Annotated in this window: 17 protein-coding genes; 2 read left to right on the forward strand and 15 right to left on the reverse strand. The window is 65.8% G+C overall.

The genetic code is table 11. The features are described 5' to 3' along the window. On the forward strand, positions 1 to 100 hold a 100-nt coding region (locus tag DSM100685_RS08115; protein WP_152350281.1), incomplete at its 5' end, for an IS3 family transposase. Between the two features lie 135 nt (positions 101 to 235). Here the strand turns inward: DSM100685_RS08115 and DSM100685_RS08120 are convergent. After that, positions 236 to 1,798, reverse strand: a complete 1,563-nt coding sequence (locus DSM100685_RS08120; protein WP_152350851.1) for a glycoside hydrolase family 30 protein — start codon at positions 1,796 to 1,798, stop codon at positions 236 to 238. 245 nt (positions 1,799 to 2,043) lie between these two features. On the opposite strand from DSM100685_RS08120, the gene DSM100685_RS08125 reads away from it, so the two are divergent. Continuing rightward, complete coding sequence (locus DSM100685_RS08125) at positions 2,044 to 3,204, forward strand: substrate-binding domain-containing protein (protein WP_163201087.1); 1,161 nt, start codon at positions 2,044 to 2,046, stop codon at positions 3,202 to 3,204. A gap of 42 nt (positions 3,205 to 3,246) precedes the next feature. Here the strand turns inward: DSM100685_RS08125 and DSM100685_RS08130 are convergent, their stop codons facing one another. The 14 genes from DSM100685_RS08130 to DSM100685_RS08195 form a co-directional block, all read right to left on the reverse strand. Next, complete coding sequence (locus tag DSM100685_RS08130; protein WP_152350853.1) at positions 3,247 to 3,930, reverse strand: PadR family transcriptional regulator; 684 nt, start codon at positions 3,928 to 3,930, stop codon at positions 3,247 to 3,249. Next, positions 3,930 to 5,060 carry a DUF4097 family beta strand repeat-containing protein gene (locus DSM100685_RS08135; RefSeq protein ID WP_152350854.1) on the reverse strand — a complete coding sequence of 377 codons (1,131 nt, stop codon included), beginning with the start codon at positions 5,058 to 5,060 and terminating at the stop codon, positions 3,930 to 3,932. The genes DSM100685_RS08130 and DSM100685_RS08135 overlap by 1 nt, the downstream gene beginning before the upstream one ends. Positions 5,061 to 5,995: 935 nt before the next feature. Further along, positions 5,996 to 7,072, reverse strand: a complete 1,077-nt coding sequence (locus DSM100685_RS08140) for a LacI family DNA-binding transcriptional regulator (protein WP_240811898.1) — start codon at positions 7,070 to 7,072, stop codon at positions 5,996 to 5,998. Positions 7,073 to 7,103: 31 nt separating this feature from the next. Beyond that, positions 7,104 to 7,811, reverse strand: a complete 708-nt coding sequence (mtnN, locus tag DSM100685_RS08145) for a 5'-methylthioadenosine/S-adenosylhomocysteine nucleosidase (protein ID WP_152350855.1) — start codon at positions 7,809 to 7,811, stop codon at positions 7,104 to 7,106. Positions 7,812 to 7,923: 112 nt separating this feature from the next. Next, complete coding sequence (locus tag DSM100685_RS08150; RefSeq protein ID WP_152350856.1) at positions 7,924 to 8,724, reverse strand: transglutaminase family protein; 801 nt, start codon at positions 8,722 to 8,724, stop codon at positions 7,924 to 7,926. Between the two features lie 124 nt (positions 8,725 to 8,848). Beyond that, the gene (locus DSM100685_RS08155; RefSeq protein ID WP_152350857.1) at positions 8,849 to 11,041 is read right to left on the reverse strand and encodes a circularly permuted type 2 ATP-grasp protein; all 2,193 of its coding nucleotides are present in this window, start codon (positions 11,039 to 11,041) and stop codon (positions 8,849 to 8,851) included. Between the two features lie 326 nt (positions 11,042 to 11,367). Next, positions 11,368 to 12,489 carry a tRNA pseudouridine synthase A gene (locus DSM100685_RS11135; RefSeq protein ID WP_170284999.1) on the reverse strand — a complete coding sequence of 374 codons (1,122 nt, stop codon included), beginning with the start codon at positions 12,487 to 12,489 and terminating at the stop codon, positions 11,368 to 11,370. A gap of 791 nt (positions 12,490 to 13,280) precedes the next feature. After that, on the reverse strand, positions 13,281 to 13,775 hold the full coding sequence (gene rplQ / locus DSM100685_RS08165; protein WP_152350858.1) for a 50S ribosomal protein L17: 495 nt from the start codon (positions 13,773 to 13,775) through the stop codon (positions 13,281 to 13,283). A gap of 85 nt (positions 13,776 to 13,860) precedes the next feature. After that, on the reverse strand, positions 13,861 to 14,856 hold the full coding sequence (locus DSM100685_RS08170) for a DNA-directed RNA polymerase subunit alpha (protein ID WP_152350859.1): 996 nt from the start codon (positions 14,854 to 14,856) through the stop codon (positions 13,861 to 13,863). 79 nt (positions 14,857 to 14,935) lie between these two features. Further along, entirely contained in the window at positions 14,936 to 15,334 is a 399-nt protein-coding gene (gene rpsK / locus DSM100685_RS08175; protein WP_043164473.1) for a 30S ribosomal protein S11, read from the reverse strand. A gap of 82 nt (positions 15,335 to 15,416) precedes the next feature. Then, entirely contained in the window at positions 15,417 to 15,794 is a 378-nt protein-coding gene (rpsM, locus tag DSM100685_RS08180) for a 30S ribosomal protein S13 (protein ID WP_150353344.1), read from the reverse strand. Between the two features lie 128 nt (positions 15,795 to 15,922). Next, the gene (gene rpmJ, locus DSM100685_RS08185; RefSeq protein ID WP_003808136.1) at positions 15,923 to 16,036 is read right to left on the reverse strand and encodes a 50S ribosomal protein L36; all 114 of its coding nucleotides are present in this window, start codon (positions 16,034 to 16,036) and stop codon (positions 15,923 to 15,925) included. Positions 16,037 to 16,061: 25 nt separating this feature from the next. After that, positions 16,062 to 16,280, reverse strand: coding sequence for a translation initiation factor IF-1 (gene infA, locus DSM100685_RS08190; RefSeq protein WP_004268611.1), 219 nt, complete (start codon positions 16,278 to 16,280; stop codon positions 16,062 to 16,064). Between the two features lie 837 nt (positions 16,281 to 17,117). Continuing rightward, complete coding sequence (locus DSM100685_RS08195; RefSeq protein WP_152350860.1) at positions 17,118 to 18,017, reverse strand: carbohydrate ABC transporter permease; 900 nt, start codon at positions 18,015 to 18,017, stop codon at positions 17,118 to 17,120.

Raw genomic sequence — 18,017 nt, forward strand, 5'->3', positions numbered from 1 at the left:
GGCCGCCTACCTGTCCCATTACAATGGGACCCGTATCAAGAAGTCGCTGGGCTGGATGAGCCCGGTGCAATACCGCAGACACCTTGGGCTGGCGGTGTAGCCGTCCAAGAAAAAGTCCGCACCCCCGTGGGATGCGCGGCATCGGATTCGCTCAATTTGCCGGATTCAAGCCGTCAAAATCGGGCCGGCCCAGCCACTCGCGCCGATCAGTCCAACCAACCAGCCCAGCCGACGATCAGTCGTCGGAGCCCCAGACGCGGACCTTGCCCGGGGCCACGTCGCCGAGGAGGTGCTTCGGCGCCGGGTTGAGCTCGAACTCGTCGTCCTCAGGCACGGAGGACTCGTTGATGGCGAAGTTGGACTTGTGCACGGTCACGGTGCCCCACGCCGGGACGGTGACCTTCTGCCAGGCCGCGCCCTCGCCGTTGATCGTCACGGCCGCCTCGATCGGCTCGCCGGTCGGGTTGTAGATGTGGGCCGCCACGTCGCCGTCCGGCGCGAGGAAGGCCACGGAGCCGAGGCCGCCGGACCAGCCGTCCGGGGTGTAGTTGGAGGAGCGCACGACCACGGAGCCGGGCTTGACGTCCTGGCCGAAGGCGCGCAGCATGAAGTACTCGAGGTTGCGGATCACCTGGCCGGTCTCGTGCTGGATGGTCACGACGCCGCGGCGGCCGGTGGCGCCCACCTGGTTCGGCAGGCCCCGCTCGTCGAGAGCCATGTTCCACAGGGCGATGAAGCTCTCGCCGTTGCGCACAAGCCAGTTGCCGATGATGCCGGACATGATGTGCGCGGCGTCCTCGACGGTCTCGTCGATCATGCAGCGGCGCTCGGTCATGCCGAGCATCCAGTGCGGGTAGGCGCGGGATGCGTTGAAGAAGTTGGAGTACGGGCCCTCGTAGGTGTGCACCGTGAGTCCGTCGATGGCGCTGGCCTGGTCGGGGGTGACGAGGTCGCGCACCGGCCACAGCAGGTTGTGCGTGGAGTCGTCGTTGATGAAGATGCGCATCTCCGGGAACTTCTCGTTCATGGCCGGGCGCAGGAAGTCGTGGGCGAACGCGGCCTGCTGCTTGAGGGTCCACATCATGGCGGGCCACTTCGGTGCGTTGGACGGCTCGTTCTGCACGGTCACGCCCCAGATCGGGATGCCGATCTTGGCCATCTCCTCAACGTACTTGACGAAGTAACGGGCGTAGCAGCCCTCGAAGGAGTCGTGCATCGGGTCGAAGCCGTTGCCGGTCCACTCGCCGAAGCGCAGGTGGCCGCCCTGGCACAGGTGGCCGGTGTTCTTCATCCAGGCCGGGGCGCTCCACGGGGAGGCGATGATCTTGACGGCCGGGTTGATCTTGAGGATCTCGAGCACCACGGGGATGATGTACTTGAAGTCCTTGGTGGCGTCCGGGGCGCCGGGCTCGCCGGTGCCGAGGGAGAACTTGGACAGCGTGTTGTCGTGCTCGCCGAAGGGCAGGTCGTCGTAGGTGTAGTACGGCTGGGAGCTGGGCTCGCAGGAGCCGAGCGGGATGCGGATCACGGAGAAGCCGCCCTTGGCGGGGTTGAAGGCGTCGTCGAGGAAGGCGTGGCGCTGCTCGGCGTTCATGGAGCCCCAGATCAGGCTGGCGGCGGCGTCGGTGATGGCCGCGCCGGCGCCGATCCACGGCTGCTTGCGGTCGGCGGTGTCGATGACGATGCGGGCGGCGTCGCCGGACTCGGCCTCGACGGCCGGGGTTGGAATGGCTTCGCGGCGCTGCTTGAGGTCGCCGGAGGTGACCGTCCAGAATTCATTGGCGAAGGTGTTCGGCATGGTGTGTTCCCTTGCTCCTTGTCCTGCGGCCACGGCGGCGTGGCCGGCTTGTCTTTCCTGACAGCAGACAGTGTAGCGCAAATTTCAAATACAATCAAGTTCGATCACAAACGATCACCCCGCCGCCGCCGTTTCAACGCGCGGATGTTATCAAAAATGATCATTTGGCGATGCAATGCGCTACAATATGATTAAAAATGAACGACCAACGGACCATGATAGGTCCAACACGCGAGGAAGCGACAATGGCTGAGAACAAAAACGATCAAACTGGGCGTGATTTGCTGCCCGCCGAGCGACAGGACATGATCCTGAGCCTGCTCACGCGGCAAAGCGTCGTGACCGTCACGGAGCTCGCCTCGCTGCTCAACACCACCGAGATCACCGTCCGCCGCGACCTGACCATCCTCGCCAACGCCGGCCTGCTCAAGCGTGTGCGCGGCGGAGCCATGTCCCTGTCCGGCACCACCACGCGCGCCGGCTCGCTCGCCCCGTCGTTCGCCGCCCCCGTCCCCGCGCCGGACGGCATCAGCGACATCCCGCTGCCCGCCGGCATCGACGACCCGAACGGCGCCAAGCCCGTGATCGGCGTCATGCTGCCCGAGCCGAGCTTCTTCTGGCCCAACGTCATCGAATCGATCCGCGACACCGCCGGCGAGCTCGGCGCCCGCGTCGTCTCGCGCGAGAGCTCCTACGACAAGATCGACGAGACGGAGATCCTCGACTGGATCGCCAAGGAGCCGTCGCTGTGCGGCATCATCCTGTCCCCCTCCGGCCGCCCGGAGATCGCCGAGCGCACGTGGGACTGGATCGCGCACTCCCCCGTGCCCGTGGTGGTCGTGGAGCGCGACCAGCCCGTGTTCGGCACCTGCTACGTGGACTCCGTGCGCACCAACCACCACTTCGGCGTGCGCAAAGCCGCCGTGCACTTCCTGCAGCACGGCCACACGCGCATCGGCGCCGCGTTCTCCGACACCCCCACCTCCGGCGTGATCGAGAACGGCTGGAAGCACATCCTCAACGACTCCGACCGCATCGACTGCCCGTTCATCCTCGACGGCATCCAGCCGTACGACACCTCCGGCGTGGACGGCATCGTGGACAAGATCATCGACACGGGCGTCACCGCCATGCTCGTGCACTCCGACTATCTGGCCATCGCCATCGCGCAGGTGCTCGAACGCCGCGGCAAGCGCGTGCCGGACGACGTCTCGCTCATCTCCATCGACGGCTACGCCACGCCGAGTTCCCGTCCGCTCACCGTGCTGCGCTCCAACAGCAAGGAGCTGGGCGAGATCTGCGTGCGCACGCTCATGCAGCGCATCGCCGACCCGGAGGCCGCCACGCGCCACATCTTCGTGGACCCGACGCTGGTGGACCGGGGATCCGTCGCCACCATCGCCTAGCGCCGGCCCGCGTCCACCGGCTCTCAGGCCCGTTTCTCCCGCCTAGATAGCCTTCCGGATGGCGTCGCGCGCGCGGTCCAGCTCGGCGCCGATCGCCTTGACGGCCCGGTCGTCCAGCAGCCCCGCGGCATCGGCCGACCGCAGCACGTCGCGCACCTCCAGCCCGAAGTCGTAGACCAGCCGCTCGGCCGCGCGCACCTGTTCGTCGTCGCCGACTGCGCTGCCGGGATTGCGGGGTTTCCTCGATCCCAGCGGACGCAATGGCCGCAGGATGGCACGTTCGGTCCATTCGGGCGCCTGTCCGTCCGTTGATCCGGCCGACCGCCCGGCTGCATGCGCGCGTCCGGCCGCCGCGGCGAGCTCGTCCCTGAGCGAGCCCATCGACGAATGCACGTCCGCGCGCAGTCCGTCCGCCAGCTCGCGCGTGGACTCGTCGATCTCGCGCTCCAGCCGCTCGGTCTCGCCGCGACGCGCCTCCGCCTCCGCACGCCCGGCGTCCGTGATCGCGTAGATGGTCCGTCGGCCGACCACGGTTTTGGTGATCAGCCCGTCCTCGACCATCTTGGCCAGACGCGGGTAGACCGTGCCGGCGCTGGGCACGTAGGCCCCATGGCAGCGCTCCTCGATCGCCTGCATGAGCTCGTAGCCGTGCTTCGGCCCCTCGGCCAGCAGCGCGAGCATGTACAGGCGGATCTGCCCGTGCGCGAACGTGTTGTTGGCGGCCACTAGCGTGCCTCCCCCGCCTCGGGTTCGGGCGCGGCTTCGGACGCGGCTTCGGGCGCGCGATGCACCACCGTGAGCCCGCCGGACACCGCGTTGAAGCGCACGTCCACGCGAGGACCGTCCTCGGGGCCGTCCTCGTACGCGAAGCCCTTCCGCGGCACCTTGAACTGGTTGCCGTCGACCGTCACCTTGCCGGAGAGCGTGTTCACGTTGTAGGTGGTCAGCACGTCGTCGTCCACGCGTACCACGGCGCCGCCGCCCACCGCGTTGATCCTCACTTCGGACGGCGCGCCGGTCAGGTCGAGGTACGCATCGCCACTCACCGAGTTGACCTTCACGCTCTCGCACGCGCCGGAAAGCACGACCTCGCCGCTCACGGAATTCACCGTGATCGGGCCGCGATGATTGCGCGCCTCCACGCGACCGGACACCGTGTCCAGCTTGAGCGGGCCGGTCAGCGCGTCGGACAGCACCGTGCCGGACACGGTGTCCAGCTTCGCCCCGCCCGTGAGCCCACTGACGAGTGCGTCGCCGCGGATCACGTTGATCTTCGCCCTGACCGCGCGCGGCAGCACGATGCTCACGTCCGCGCTCGGGGTGCGGCTGCCCGCAACGCCGGGGATGGGCTCGCCGTCGTCCTTGTTCCGGCCGTTGTGGTTCTGGCCGTTGCCGTTGCCCTTGCCACCGAAGATCGAACGCAGCATGCGCATCCCCTCACCGAAGCTCCTGACCTCGATCTTGGTGGAGTCCTGGGGATGGCGGACCGTCAGCCTGCCGTCCGCGTCGAGGGCGACGGTCACCGGCCTGCCCGTCACGTTCGAGACCTCCACGCGCGTGACCGGTTCGTCCGCCCCGATCACGTCCACGCGCCCGCGCACCAGACTCACCTTGAGCGTGGCGACGTCGTCCAGCTCGACCACCTTGCCTTCGCCGGGTTCGACCGTCCACGATTCGATGATGCCCGTCGCGATTCCCTCTCTTCCAGCTTCGCTTGTCTCGGCTTCGTTTGCCGTGGTCTTGTTTGGCCTGGTCTCAGCCGCCCGAGTCGCGTTCGCATCCTCAACTGCGCTTGCGCCCTCGGTTGCATCCTCAGTCGCATCCCCGGACTGCGCCTCGCTCCGATCCTCGGTCATCACGACTCCTTCCGTCGCCTTGTCCGTTCACCCACGATCATATCACGATATATCGCGCATTTCCGCATACTTCCGACCACGGAAGGCACGCCTTCCCGACGACTTTGGCGGAATGCCGCCACATCGGTCAAGAAAACCGGCGTTCCATGGTCGCCGGAAGTACGCTGGCCGAGCTCATCAAACCATCGACGGCACCCCGGCATCCGCTCGGCACCCGGCACGCCGACCGAGCTCAGCTCATCGAATCGTTTGAGCGCCCAAACCGAGCCGGAGGCACGGACGCCAACCAAGACGCCCGGCGCCCCGCCCGCAGCACCCCGGGAACCCATCCCGACAACGGAATGCCGATTTTTCTGGCCCGCGCATTGGCATTCCGCCATTCCGATCAAAAATACCCGCGTTTATTTGTCAAGGCCCGACAACGGAATGCCGACTTTTCGAGTGAATCGCCGGTATGAAGCCAATCCGGCCGAAAAAGTCGGCCTTTCCTTGTCAGCGGAGAGAGAACCCACGCGGGAATATGCCAACCAGCCCCAACCGGCCCCGGTCGGCTCCGGCTGATACGGCTGCTCCCGGTTGACTTTGCCAATCAAACCGGGCAGATCAGTCAAACTAACCAGCGCCGATCCATGTCCGACCAAACCGGTCTACGTTGACCACGGAAGACGCACATTTCCGACGCTTTTGGCGGAATAGCGCCAAACCGGGCGAAAAAGACAGCATTCCGTGGTCGCCGCAAACACGCCGGCCAAGCTCAAACTATCGGCGGCACCCCGACACGTCCGGCCTAAGCCTGCCCGTCGGCCGCGCAGCCAAGCCCGGCCCGCAGGCCGCCGGCCGCTGACCGACGGTTTCACCCAGCCGACCGCCGCCCAGCCGGCCACTAACCGCCGCCCACCGGACGCCATCCGCCGCCCACAGTCCCGCGATCGGCCCTACGCCTCGGGCGAGGAGGCCCGGTACACCAAGCGGTGCGGCACGTGCTCGAGCATGGCCGGCGCGCGCCGCCCAGCCTCGATCTGGGCGATGACCGAGCCGACGGCCTTGGCGGCCACGGCGTCGGCGCTCTGGTCGACGGTGGTGAGCGACGGGATGGAGAAGCGGGCCTCGTCGATGTTGTCAAAGCCCACCACGCGCACGTCCTCGGGGATGTTCATGCCCAGATCCCTGACCTGACGCATGGCGCCGAACGCCAGATGGTCGTTGCAGGCCAGAATGCCGTCCGGCCTGAGTCCGTCGTCCAGCAGCGCGGTCACGGCGCGGGCGCCGGCCAAACCGTTCCAGTCCTTCACCGGACGCACCAGCCGCTGGTCGAACGCGATACCGTGCGCTTCAAGGGCCCGGCGGTATCCAAGAGCCCGCGTGGTGCGCGACGACGGCGGACCGCTCAGCTCGCCGCCGATGATGGCGATGCGACGGCACCCGGCCTGGATGAGATGCGTGGTGGCGTCGTACGCCGCCCGCACGTTGTCCACCACGAAGTACGGGCACGGCGGCGTGAACGGCTGCACGCCGAGCATGACGAGCGGGTAGTCGCCGGCGAACACGTCGGTGTCCCGCGCGGTGAGCATGGCGGGGCTCACGATCAGGCCGTCGGTGGCGTGGTTGAGCACGTTGGTGGGGCTGGCGAGTTCGCGGGCGCGGTCGAGGCCGGTGGATTCGATGAGCACGCCGTAGCCACGGTCGCGCGCGGCGGCGATGATCCGCTCCGACAGCTCCGCGAAGTATGCCTGACGCAAATCGGACACGGACAGCGTGAGCAGGCCGGTGCGCCCGGTCTTGAGCGTGCGCGCGGCGGTGTTCGCCACGTAGCCGAGCTCGCCGATCGCCCGCTCGATGCGCTCCTTGGTCGTCGCGCGCATGTACGGGTAGCCGCTCAGGTAGTTCGACACGGTCGCCACGGACACGTGCGCCGCGGCCGCCACCTCGCGCAGGGTCACACGGCCGCTGCCGCGCCGGGGCTCACTGGCCTCCCGGGCGGTCTCATGAGCTTTCGCGTCCCCGTCATCCACGTCGCGTTCCATCCGTCTCACGCACGCCGTCTCACATGCGGCGCAGGATGTCCGTCACCAGACGGGCGGCAGTGTTCGCGTATTCGGAGATGTCGAACTCCTTGAAAACCTCGTAGTCGGTATCCGCGTTGTCGGACAGGGCGCGGATCACCAGCGCGGGCACGTCGTTGCGCGCGGCCACGTGGGCCACGGCGGCGCCCTCCATCTCCACGGCGTCGGCACCGGTGGCGAGCGTGACCTCGCTGACCTTCTCGGGCGTGTCCACGAAGTAGTTGCCCGAGGCGATGATGCCGGTGATGTGGTGGATGCCGGCGTCGTTCAACGCCGCGTCGGCGAGCGCGAGCAGATGCGGGTCGGAGTGGAACTCCTCCACGGGCGCATCCTCGGTGCCGGGCTTCCACTGGCCCACGAGGCGCATGTCAGTGTCGAGGTAGCGCAGCGTGCCACCGAGCACCACGTCGTTGACGTGCAGGTCGCGGTTGAGGTTGCCGGCGATGCCGGAGAAGATCACGGCGTCGGGATGGTAGGCGTCGATGAGGCGCTGCGCGGTGGCGGCGGCGTTGACGAGCCCCATGCCGCCCACGGTGGCGGCCACGTTGACGGTCGGGCCGGCGTTCGTGACGAGCGTGCCGCGGAAAACGTCGAGGCTGGCGCCCCGGTCGTGCTCCACGCCCTCCAGCGACTGCGCGATGAGCGCGACTTCCTCGTTGAGCGCCCCGATGACGGCTACGGTGGTCATGACGTGAATCCTTTCAGATGCTTGGCTGCGGAATGATTGACTGCAGGATGACTGACTGCGGAATGACTGGTCGCAAGATGGCTGGCCGCAAAAGATGCGCGGCCGTCGGGCTTCAGATGCGCGGCTCGTGCACGGAGGCGTTGACCCACTGCGTCTGCTTGACGTTCACGCCGGAGAAGATGCCGATGTCGAGCATGCAGTCGCGGTAGTCGCGCCCGTGGGCGATGGTGATGTAGTTGTCGTCCACCATGCGGTTGTGCGTGGGGTCGAGGCCGATCCAGCGGTTCTTGTGGTAGACCTCCACCCACGCGTGCGTGGCGCCCTCCCCGCCCAGCAGGCCGGCGATGTAGCGGGCGGTCAGGCCCACGTGGCGGCACACGGCGAGCATCACGTGCGCGTAGTCCTGGCACACGCCCTTGCCCCGCGCGAGCGCCTGCTCGGCGGTGGTGCGGATCGTGGTGGACAGCGGCGTGTAGACGAACGACTTGTAGACCTCGTCCATGACCACTTGGGCCACGGCGACCGGCGAGCCGGTGTTGGGCTCGTGGCGCAGGCGCTCCTTGCAGCGCTCGGTCAGCGCGGTGACGGTGGGCCCCGGCACGGTGAGCGCCGAGTCGAAGCGGTAGAGCGGCTTGTAGATCTCCGGCTTGATGTGCTCGTTGTCCACGAAGGCGATGCCGGTGACCACGTAGTTGAAGTGGTCGTGCTCCTCGGCGATGTAGCCGGTCTTCACCACCGAGTCGAACGAGTCGATGGTGGTCTCCAGCTCCACGTCCGGATCGATCGACACCTCCACGTCCACGACCTGCTGGCGCGGGCCGGTGGCGGGGATGCACCGCAACTGGAACCGGTGGTCAGTGACCGGCGCGCTGAACGACAGCTTCATCCGATAGTCGAACACCAGTTTTTTCAACGGTTCCAGCCTCTCGTCTCGGGCAATGACCCAACTGCGCGGTCATTATGCACGGTCATCTTGCGTGGTCGCACTCGGTCACACGCGGTCACATAAGCATAGCCTATTGTAGACGATCCGGCCCTCACGGCTTCATGGCGTCCATGTTCATGGCGCTGATCATGCCGATGTCCCTCAGGCGGCTGGCGCTGATGCGGTCGCCGAACCCGTTGAGGAACGTCTTCAGCGTGTCCGCGAGCTCGCCGTAGCCGCGCACCGGCATCTGGCCGATGAGCCAGCGCACGCCGTTCGCGAAGCACTGCGGCAGCGGCATGCCGTCGAGCGTCATGGCGTAGGAGGCGAGCTTCCTCAGGGGCGGCAGCAGCTGCTCCTTGGGCAGGCCGAAGCGGGTGTACAGGTCGATGCGCTCCACGTACTTGCCGATGAAGATGAACGCCTTGAGCGTCGGATCCACGGTGGAGTTCTCGATGCCGCCCCAGAAGGCGAGCAGGTCGTCGGTGATGTCGCGCTGCTTGTACAGGTCGTCCGCGTTGGCGGCGTGCTTGGAGGCGTCCACGATGTTCGTCAGCGCGAGCTCCACGTACTGCAGCAGGTCGGAGCCGAGTTCGGGGCGCAGGATCACCGCGTTGTTGAACGCGGCCTTGATCGCGGCGTGCACGGAGTCGGGGTTGCCGGCGTCGTACAGGAAGTTCTTGATGAACGTGTCGAAGTCGGCGAAGTCCTCGGGCAGGTCGAGCGCGCGGGCGAACGGGCGGAACGCGTCCACGTCCGTGTCCATTACCTGGTCGTAGAACGGGAAGAAGCGCTTGATCGTGGTGAACACGCGCTCGGTGTAGCGGCCGAGCCAGTAGAGCGTGTCGGTCTTGGACGAGGTGACGAGCGCCAGCGAATGGCGGGCGGCCTCGGCGGCGAGCGCGATCTTCTCCCGGTCGCGCGACTGGTCGGCGTCCTCCTGCACGCCCGACTGCGCGTCCGGGGCCATGATCCACGTGTCCTTGAAGCCGCCGCCCTGCGAGGAGTTGACGATCATCTGCCCCGGGATGGACGAGTAGCGCGTCAGGCCGGAGTACCACACGTGCGTGTCCTTGCCGGTCACCACGAAGGCGCGCAGGTCGGCCTTGCGCGGCACGGGCTCGCCGGTGGCCGGATCGATCACGGTGAGGTCCCTGAACTGGATGACCTCCTGCGCGATGAAGCGCCTCGGCTCGGCCTTGATGCGGTCGGCCAATTCCTCGCGGCGGGCCGCGTCCAGCGACGAGCCGAAGACCACGCCGTAACCGCCGGCCTCCGCCACGTCCTTGATCACGAGCTCGCCCAGACGGTCGAGCACCTCCTTGCGGTCGGACTCGAACATGGGCATGTACGTGGGAGCGTTCTTGAGGATCGGGTCCTCGTGCAGGTAGTACTGGATCATGGCGGGCACGAAGTAGTAGATCGCCTTGTCGTCCGCGGCGCCGTTGCCCGGCGCGTTCATGATCGCCACGTTGCCGGCGCGGTACGCGGACAGCAGGCCCGGCACGCCGATCACGGAGTCCGGGTTGAACGCGAACGGGTCGAGGTATTCGTCCGACAGCCTGCGGTAGACCACGCCCACGCGGTGCTTGGCGCCGGAGTAGTCCACGAACCACAGCTTGTTGCCCTCCACCTCGAGGTCCTCCGGGAAGGCCAGCACCGCGCCGGTCTTCTCCGCCAGATACGCATGCTCGAAGAACGCCGAATTGTAGCGGCCGGGCGTGAGCACCACGGCGATGCCCTCGGTGGAGACGAAGTCCATGGACTTGCGCAGCAGCGTCGGGTAGGCGCGATTGTCGCGGATGTGCACGTCTCGGAACAGCGTGGGGCAGATGCGGCGCTCGATGTCGCGCACGAACAGCGGGTAGCTCGCGCCGGACGGGATGCGCAGGTTGTCCTCGAGCACCCACCACTGGCCGTCCTCGCCCTGCACCAGATCCTCGCCGGCGATGTGCGCGAAGATGCCGCCGGGCGGGGTCACGCCGTTGACCTGCGGAAAGTAGCCGGCGGACGTGTACACGTATTCCTCGGGGATGATGCCGTCGTGGATGATCCGCTTGTCGGAGTAGATGTCCTTGAGGTACGCGTTCAGGGCGTTGACGCGCTGCTTCAAGCCGCGCTCGAGCTCGTCGAACTCGTCGGAGGCGATCACGCGCGGCACCGGGTCGTACGGGAACAGCTGGTCGTGGTACGTGCCGTTCTTGTAGATGCCGAACCGCACGCCGTTGCGGCTCAGCTCGCGGTTGATGGCCTCCCGTCGGTTGACCAGTTCGGCGGCCAGCTTCTGTGCACTTGTCTCGGCCATCTCACGCGCTCCTTGTCTGTCGTTCCCGTCCCTGCATGCGGGACCGTCCAACTTCCGGGCCGGTTAGGGAACCGGGCGTTCCGGGGCTCCGGATCCGGTTCCCCCGTAATTCGGCTGTCCCGTCCCCTGGTCCGGCTCTTCAACCCGGACGCCCTCCCCGCCCGCGCCACGCGCGTAGGCGGAGGTTCGGGGTTCCGCAAGGCCGCGTTTGGACCGCGGCCCGTCTGCTGCATGACTGCTACGCTAGGCGCGCGGCGTTACCGAAGACGCGCGGTTATGTTACGGCCGTGCTAATCGGGCGGCGAGCGCGGTCGCAATGGGCGCGGTCACAGCGTGCGCTTGGCGCGGATGGCTTCGGCGCGGGCGGCGAGCTGGTCGTCCGGCGGGTACGCCACATGTTCGAGCGTGAGACCCTGCGGCGCGATCGGCCCGGTCTCCCCCTCGCGCTTCGGCACGGCGACCTTGCCGCGGAACCAATCGACGCTCCGCTTGCCGAGCCCCACCTTGATCGACGCGCCCACCAGCGAGCGGACCATGTTGCGCGCGAATGCGTCAGCCACGATCGTCAGTGCCAGCAGGCCGGATTCCGCGGTCGGCGTGACGTAGGCGGGCGATGGGGCAACGTCGGCACCGGCGACGAGACGAGACGCGGGCTGACCGACCGGTTCCGCCGACACCGACGCGGTGAGGCCGGAAGCGTCCATGCTCCCCTCTGCGTGTTGACCGACCGGTTCCGATGTCGGCACGACGAGACCGGGCGCGGACAGACGGATTCCGTCGGACCGGTCTTCCCCCGTCGTCCGTTCCCGGTTCTGATTCTGATTCCACGCCGACGGCACGAGCGGCCGGACGGGCACGCGGTCCCAGCGCGCGTATTTGACCTCGCGGATGGTGGTGCCGCCCGGATTGGGCGTGGCGAACGAGCCGAAGTCATGCAGGCCGATCGTCGCGGCGAGGGCCTCGTTCATGGCGTCCACGTCGAGCGGGCCGCCGTCCACGCGCAACACGAAGCCGCGCAGCCGCGGATCCATGGGCGCGGTGGCCGGGTCGTCCGCGTCGCACACGCGGTACACGTAGGTGCGCTCAAGCGCGGAAAATCGGGCGTCGAACCCCTCCGGCGCGCGGCTGACGCGATGGATCACGATGTCATCCGGCAACATGCGGTCGATCCGGCGCTGCAACGCGGTCTCCGCGGGCACGTCCATATAGCCCACGCACGCATCGAGCGCGGATTCCTCCACGTCCAGATGGCAGACCTGATGCGCCGCGTGCACGCCCGTGTCCGTGCGCCCGGCCACCACGAGCCTCGGCTGCGGCCCGTCGGCCGGGGCGCGCAGGATCTTCGCCAGCGCGCCTTCGATCTCCCCCTGCACGGTCCTGAGCGTCGGCTGCTTCGCCCAGCCGTAGAACCCGCCGCCGTCATATGCCAAATCAATCCGCAGTCGTATCACGCCCCCCATTGTCGCATACCGGCGGCTCGACGGCCGTTGTGTCCCGATTCGCATCCGATTCCGGAATTGGATGCGGATCAAGACGCAAACCGGTCTTCCTATGTCCCGATTCGCATCCATTCCCGCAAGTGGATGCGAGTCGGGATATCAATAGGCCTCTCCGTGTCTCAATCCGCATCCATTGCGGACTTTGATGACGTCAAACGCCGGGATGCCATAACAGTGGGTGCCAGGCCATCCAAGCGGCGGAAATAATATCAGCCAGTACAAAAACGTACACGAAGGCCCCATAGACGGCGCAAATCATATCCGGGTGATATGAAAACGGACAGATACCGCCTGTCAGTATCCGAAATAATATCGATCCGATACGGGATCGGACGCCGGAGCCACCTACGTGGCAGAAATAATATCGGCCCATACGGGATTGGGCGCGAATGTAGACGCCAACCGGTCTACCTGCGTCCCGATTCGCCTCCATTCCCGCCGGTGGATGCGAATCCGGACACAAACCGGCCGCTCGGTGTCTCAATCCGCATCCGCCCATCCATCGCGCCCATTACATCAGCCGTGCCCGCCGCGTCACAGGCGCGAACGTTGTCTGAGAGGCAAACACGCGGATGTGCGGATCTGCGAATATGCCAAAGAAGTATGCGAAAGGGCCGTTGAACCCGTTCCGGACGATTCCGGAAAATCGGATCCAACGGCCCTTGCCGTAAGTCACGCGCGAGCTAGGCGCGAGTCATGCTCGAATCAGACCATCACATGGCCCGACCGGGCACCGCGACTCACTCAGCCTTCTCGGCCTCAGCCTCAGCGGGGGCGGCGGTCTCAGCCGGAGCCTCGGTGGCCGGGGCTTCCTCAGCCGGAGCGGCGACCTTGGTGGCGGCCTCGGCTTCCTTCACCACGGCCTGCTTGGCGGACACCGGCTCGGTGACGAGCTCGATGATCGCGGCGGGGGCGTTGTCGCCCTGACGCGGGGCGATCTTCACGATGCGGGTGTAGCCGCCCTCGCGCTGCTCCATCTGCTCGGCGATCTCGGTGAACAGGACGTGCACCACGGACTTGTTGCGGATGACGCGCATCACGCGACGACGGGAGTGCAGGTCACCGCGCTTGGCGAAGGTGATCAGGCGCTCGGCCAGCGGACGGAGGCGCTTGGCCTTCGGCAGCGTGGTGGTGATGCGGCCGTGCTGGAACAGGCTGGTGGCCATGTTCGCGAGCATCAGGCGCTCGTGGGCGGGGCTGGAAGCCAGACGCGGGCCCTTCTTGGGTGTAGGCATGTTATCTCCTTATGGCCATGCGGGCAGGTGGGCAGACGCCCGAACGTCCGCCCGCATGGGTTTGATCAACAACGACGGCTTGATCTCACTCGTCTTCCGGCGAGAAGAAGGTGCCGCCTTCGAGGTTGGTGGTATCGAAACCGAGCGGCGAGCTCTTGAGCGACAGGCCGAGGGACTGCAGCTTCTCCTTGACCTCGTCGATCGACTTCATACCGAAATTGCGGATGTCGAGCAGATCCTGCTCGGTGTGTGAAACCAGTTCGCCGATGGTGTGGATGCCCTCGCGCTTGAGGCAGTTGTAGCTGCGCTGCGTGAGGTTGAGGTCCTCGATCGGGACGGCCATTTCCGGGCTGGTCTCCTCGACCACCGGGGCCGGGCCGACCTCCACGCCCTCCGCCTGGGTGTTGAGCTCGCGGCACAGGCCGAAGAGCTCCACCAGAGTGGAGCCGGCGGACGCCACGGCGTCGCGCGGGGAGATGGCGGGCTTGGTTTCGACGTCCAGAATGAGCTTGTCGAAGTCGGTACGCTGCTCAACGCGCGTGGCCTCGACCTTGTAGCTCACCTTGAGCACCGGAGAGTAGATCGAATCCACCGGGATCCGACCGATCTCGCCGTTGTCCTGCTTGTTCAGCTGGGCCGGGACATAACCACGGCCGCGCTCGACGGTGAACTCGATCTCCAGCTCGCCGTCCTCATCGAGGGTGGCGATGTGGAGGTCGGGGTTGGCGATGGTGATGCCGGCGGGCGGGGTGATGTCCCCGGCGGTGGCTTCGCCCTTACCGTTCTTGCGCAGATACATGGCGACCGGCTCGTCGTACTCGCTGGTGAGCACGATCCCCTTGATGTTGAGCAGGATCTCGGTCACGTCCTCGACGACGCCCGGCAGAGTGGTGAACTCGTGCAGGGCACCGGAGATGCGGACCGACGTCACCGCGGCTCCCGGGATGGAGCTCAGGAGGGTACGGCGCAGCGAGTTGCCAAGCGTGTAGCCGAAACCGGGCTCGAGAGGCTCGATCACGAAACGGGAACGCTGAGAGTTGACTACTTCCTCAGTGAGTGTCGGACGCTGTGCAATCAGCACTTTGGTTATCCTTTCAGCTTCCGTCGGCTGTGCACCTTGCCGACGGCGAAGCGGGTGGACGAATGGGTTCTGTCAGTGCTCAGACGCGACGACGCTTCGGGGGACGAACGCCGTTGTGGGCTTGCGGAGTGACGTCGGTGATGGAACCGACCTCGAGACCGGCGGACTGCAGGGAACGGATCGCGGTTTCGCGACCGGAGCCCGGGCCCTTCACGAAGACGTCGACCTTCTTGAGGCCGTGCTCCATCGCCTTGCGAGCGGCGGACTCGGCGGCCATGCCGGCGGCGTAAGGAGTGGACTTACGGGAGCCCTTGAAACCGACGTCGCCACCGGACGCCCAGGACACAACCGCGCCGGACGGATCCGTGATGGAGATGATGGTGTTGTTGAAAGTGGACTTGATATGCGCCTGCCCGACCGGGATCGACTTGCGATCACGACGACGAGGCTTGCGCGCGGCTTGCTTGGGAGCTGCCATTGAGATCCTCGTTTCCTATATAACGAATTGTTTGCTTGTCCGGGCGATGGGGCTACGGCCCCGTGGTCCGGGCGGGCCGACCTTACTTGGTGGCCTTCTTCTTTCCGGCGACGGTACGCTTCGGGCCCTTGCGGGTGCGAGCGTTGGTCTTGGTGCGCTGACCGCGGACAGGCAGGCCACGGCGATGACGCTGACCCTGGTAGCAGTTGATCTGGATCTTGCGGCGGATGTCGGCGTCGATTTCACGACGCAGATCGCCCTCGATCTTGTAGTTCGCTTCCAGATAGTCACGCAGCGTGATCAGCTGCTCATCGGTGAGGTCCTTGACGCGGGTATCCGGGTTCACACCGGTCGCGGCGAGGGTCTCCTTCGCGCGGGTACGACCAACACCGAAAATATAGGTGAGGGCGATTTCAATGCGCTTCTCATTGGGGATGTCGACTCCGGCAAGACGTGCCATTGCGATTCCTTCTGTTTCTACGCAGGTCGTGCACCGAGTCGTCCGGTCTCCCGGCCCGGGCCTGCGTACCCGGGGTTCAGCTTTCGCTGTGACTCAGCGCCTGATGGTATTGCCGCTGGAATCTGCTCTCAGCCCTGACGCTGCTTGTGGCGGGGGTTGACGCAGATCACCATGACGCGGCCGTGACGGCGGATCACGCGGCAGTTCTCGCAGATCCTCTTCACGCTAGGGCTGACCTTCATGGTTTTCCTTTTGCTTGTGTACCTATTACTTGTAACGGTACGTAATGCGACCGCGGTTCAGATCGTAGGGGCTCATCTCAAGCACCACGCGATCCTGCGGGAGGATGCGGATGTAGTTCTTCCGCATCTTGCCGGAGATGGTGGCGAGCACGATGTGCTTGTTCTCAAGTTCGACGCGGAACATCGCGTTCGGCAGTGCCTCCACTACCCGACCTTCGACTTCAATCACACCGTCTTTTGCCATGAGCCTCAGTTTCCGTTCGTTGGCTGATTACTATTACAGCATGCCAAAAGACACGCCAAACCGCGAGTATAACAGAAGATGGCCCTCGACACAACGGCGTGTCGCGCCCTGCGGCTCGTGTGCATGCCGACCGGGTGTGAATACGGGCAACACTATAGCACGGGTGACGGGCGGTGCGGTGCATTCGACCGTCCGGGGCATGAAAATACGGGCTCAATACGACGAAATCCGCAATTCTAAGCGCGAATGGGACGCCAGGGCGTCGGTTTGATACTTGGAATCGCGGATTTCGTCGTTTTGAGCCCGCAAAGTGACGTCCACGCATGTCCAGCGCCAAGTACATGACCGGCCTAGCGTTGTTTTGAGCCCACAAAGTACCACCCACGCATGAGTTACGGGCCCGAACCGACGGAAACCGGCCTCCCAGCGGGGATTTGGCGCTTGGAAAAGGCGATTTCATCGGTTTGGGCCCGTAAGTTGGGCAGTTGGGAGACCTGAAGGCCAGTGCGGGCCGCTCAGGCCAGCGCAAGACGCTCAGGCCAGCGCAGGTTGCTCAGACCAGCGCGGCCAGCAGCCCGGCGAACGGCCGGCTCATTGGCTCGCCTTCGGCCCCTGCAATTATGGACTCGCCTTTCAGGCGAGACTCAATCTGACCTTCGCGGCCAGCGCGGGCCGCTCAGGCCAGCGCGGTTGGCAGTCCACCGGACTGCCAACTTTTCGCGCTAGCCCTGCAATTACGGACTCGCCCTGACGGGCGAGGCTCAATCCGACCTTCGCGGCCGGCGGAGGCCGCTCAGGCTGAGCCCTGGCGGGAGTCCACCGGACTCCCGCCAGGGCTCAGCCCTTCATGCCACTCGTCGCGATGCCCTCGATGAAGTACTTCTGTCCGAAGAGGAAGACCACGAGGATGGGCAGAACGGACAGGACAGAGCCGGTCATGATCAGGTCGTACGCGGCGGAGTACTCGCCCACGAAGGACTTCAGGCCGATCTGGATGGTCCACAGCTCCGGGGAGCGCAGGTAGAGCAGCGGCTGCATGTACTCGTTCCACGCGTTGGTGAACGTGATGATGCCCAGCGCGGCGATGGACGGACCGGACAACGGCAAAATGATCCGCCCATAGATGCCGAACTCCGACAGGCCGTCGATGCGCGCCGCCTCGGAGAGGGACTCGGGGATGGTGTCGTAGAACTGCTTCATCATGAACACGCCGAACGCGGAGAACGACTGCATGAGGATGATCGACGGCAGCGAATCGGACAGCCCCCAGCTGGAGAGCATCTTGAACTGCGGGATCATGTAGGCCTGCCACGGCACGGCGATCGTGGCGATGTAGCACAGGAACAGCAGGTCGCGGCCGGCGAACTTGATCTTGGAGAAGCCGTAGGCGGCGAACGAGCCGGTGAACACCTGCAGGAGGGTCACGGCCACGGCGATGACCACCGTGTTCTTGGTCCACACGACCAGATTGGCCTTGGACCAGATGGTCGCGTAGTTCTCCCAGTGCCACACTTCGGGGAACCACTTGATCGGGACGGTGAAGATCTCGTTGTTGTTCTTGACGGACGACAGGACCATCCACACGAACGGCAGGAGCGTGAACGCGGCGACGGCGATCATGACCGCATAGCCGACGACCGTGCCGACGATCCTCAGCGGCGAGACCCGCTTCCTGTTGAACGGGATGTTGGCCGAGTGGATCGTGCCGGCCGGAGTGTAAGGAACCGCAGCGCTCAT

The sequence above is a fragment of the Bifidobacterium avesanii genome (assembly GCF_009299475.1).
GTDB classification, from domain to species: domain Bacteria; phylum Actinomycetota; class Actinomycetes; order Actinomycetales; family Bifidobacteriaceae; genus Bifidobacterium; species Bifidobacterium avesanii.

Excerpts from the sequence above, each read along its gene's own strand:
- DSM100685_RS08120 (WP_152350851.1), bottom strand. The coding sequence starts at position 1,798 with ATGCCGAACACCTTCGCCAATGAATTCTGGACGGTCACCTCCGGCGAC.
- DSM100685_RS08125 (WP_163201087.1), top strand. The coding sequence starts at position 2,044 with ATGGCTGAGAACAAAAACGATCAAACTGGGCGTGATTTGCTGCCCGCC.
- DSM100685_RS08135 (WP_152350854.1), bottom strand. The coding sequence starts at position 5,060 with ATGACCGAGGATCGGAGCGAGGCGCAGTCCGGGGATGCGACTGAGGAT.
- mtnN (WP_152350855.1), bottom strand. The coding sequence starts at position 7,811 with ATGACCACCGTAGCCGTCATCGGGGCGCTCAACGAGGAAGTCGCGCTC.
- DSM100685_RS08155 (WP_152350857.1), bottom strand. The coding sequence starts at position 11,041 with ATGGCCGAGACAAGTGCACAGAAGCTGGCCGCCGAACTGGTCAACCGA.
- rplQ (WP_152350858.1), bottom strand. The coding sequence starts at position 13,775 with ATGCCTACACCCAAGAAGGGCCCGCGTCTGGCTTCCAGCCCCGCCCAC.
- rpsK (WP_043164473.1), bottom strand. The coding sequence starts at position 15,334 with ATGGCAGCTCCCAAGCAAGCCGCGCGCAAGCCTCGTCGTCGTGATCGC.
- rpsM (WP_150353344.1), bottom strand. The coding sequence starts at position 15,794 with ATGGCACGTCTTGCCGGAGTCGACATCCCCAATGAGAAGCGCATTGAA.
- rpmJ (WP_003808136.1), bottom strand. The coding sequence starts at position 16,036 with ATGAAGGTCAGCCCTAGCGTGAAGAGGATCTGCGAGAACTGCCGCGTG.
- infA (WP_004268611.1), bottom strand. The coding sequence starts at position 16,280 with ATGGCAAAAGACGGTGTGATTGAAGTCGAAGGTCGGGTAGTGGAGGCA.
- DSM100685_RS08195 (WP_152350860.1), bottom strand. The coding sequence starts at position 18,017 with ATGAGCGCTGCGGTTCCTTACACTCCGGCCGGCACGATCCACTCGGCC.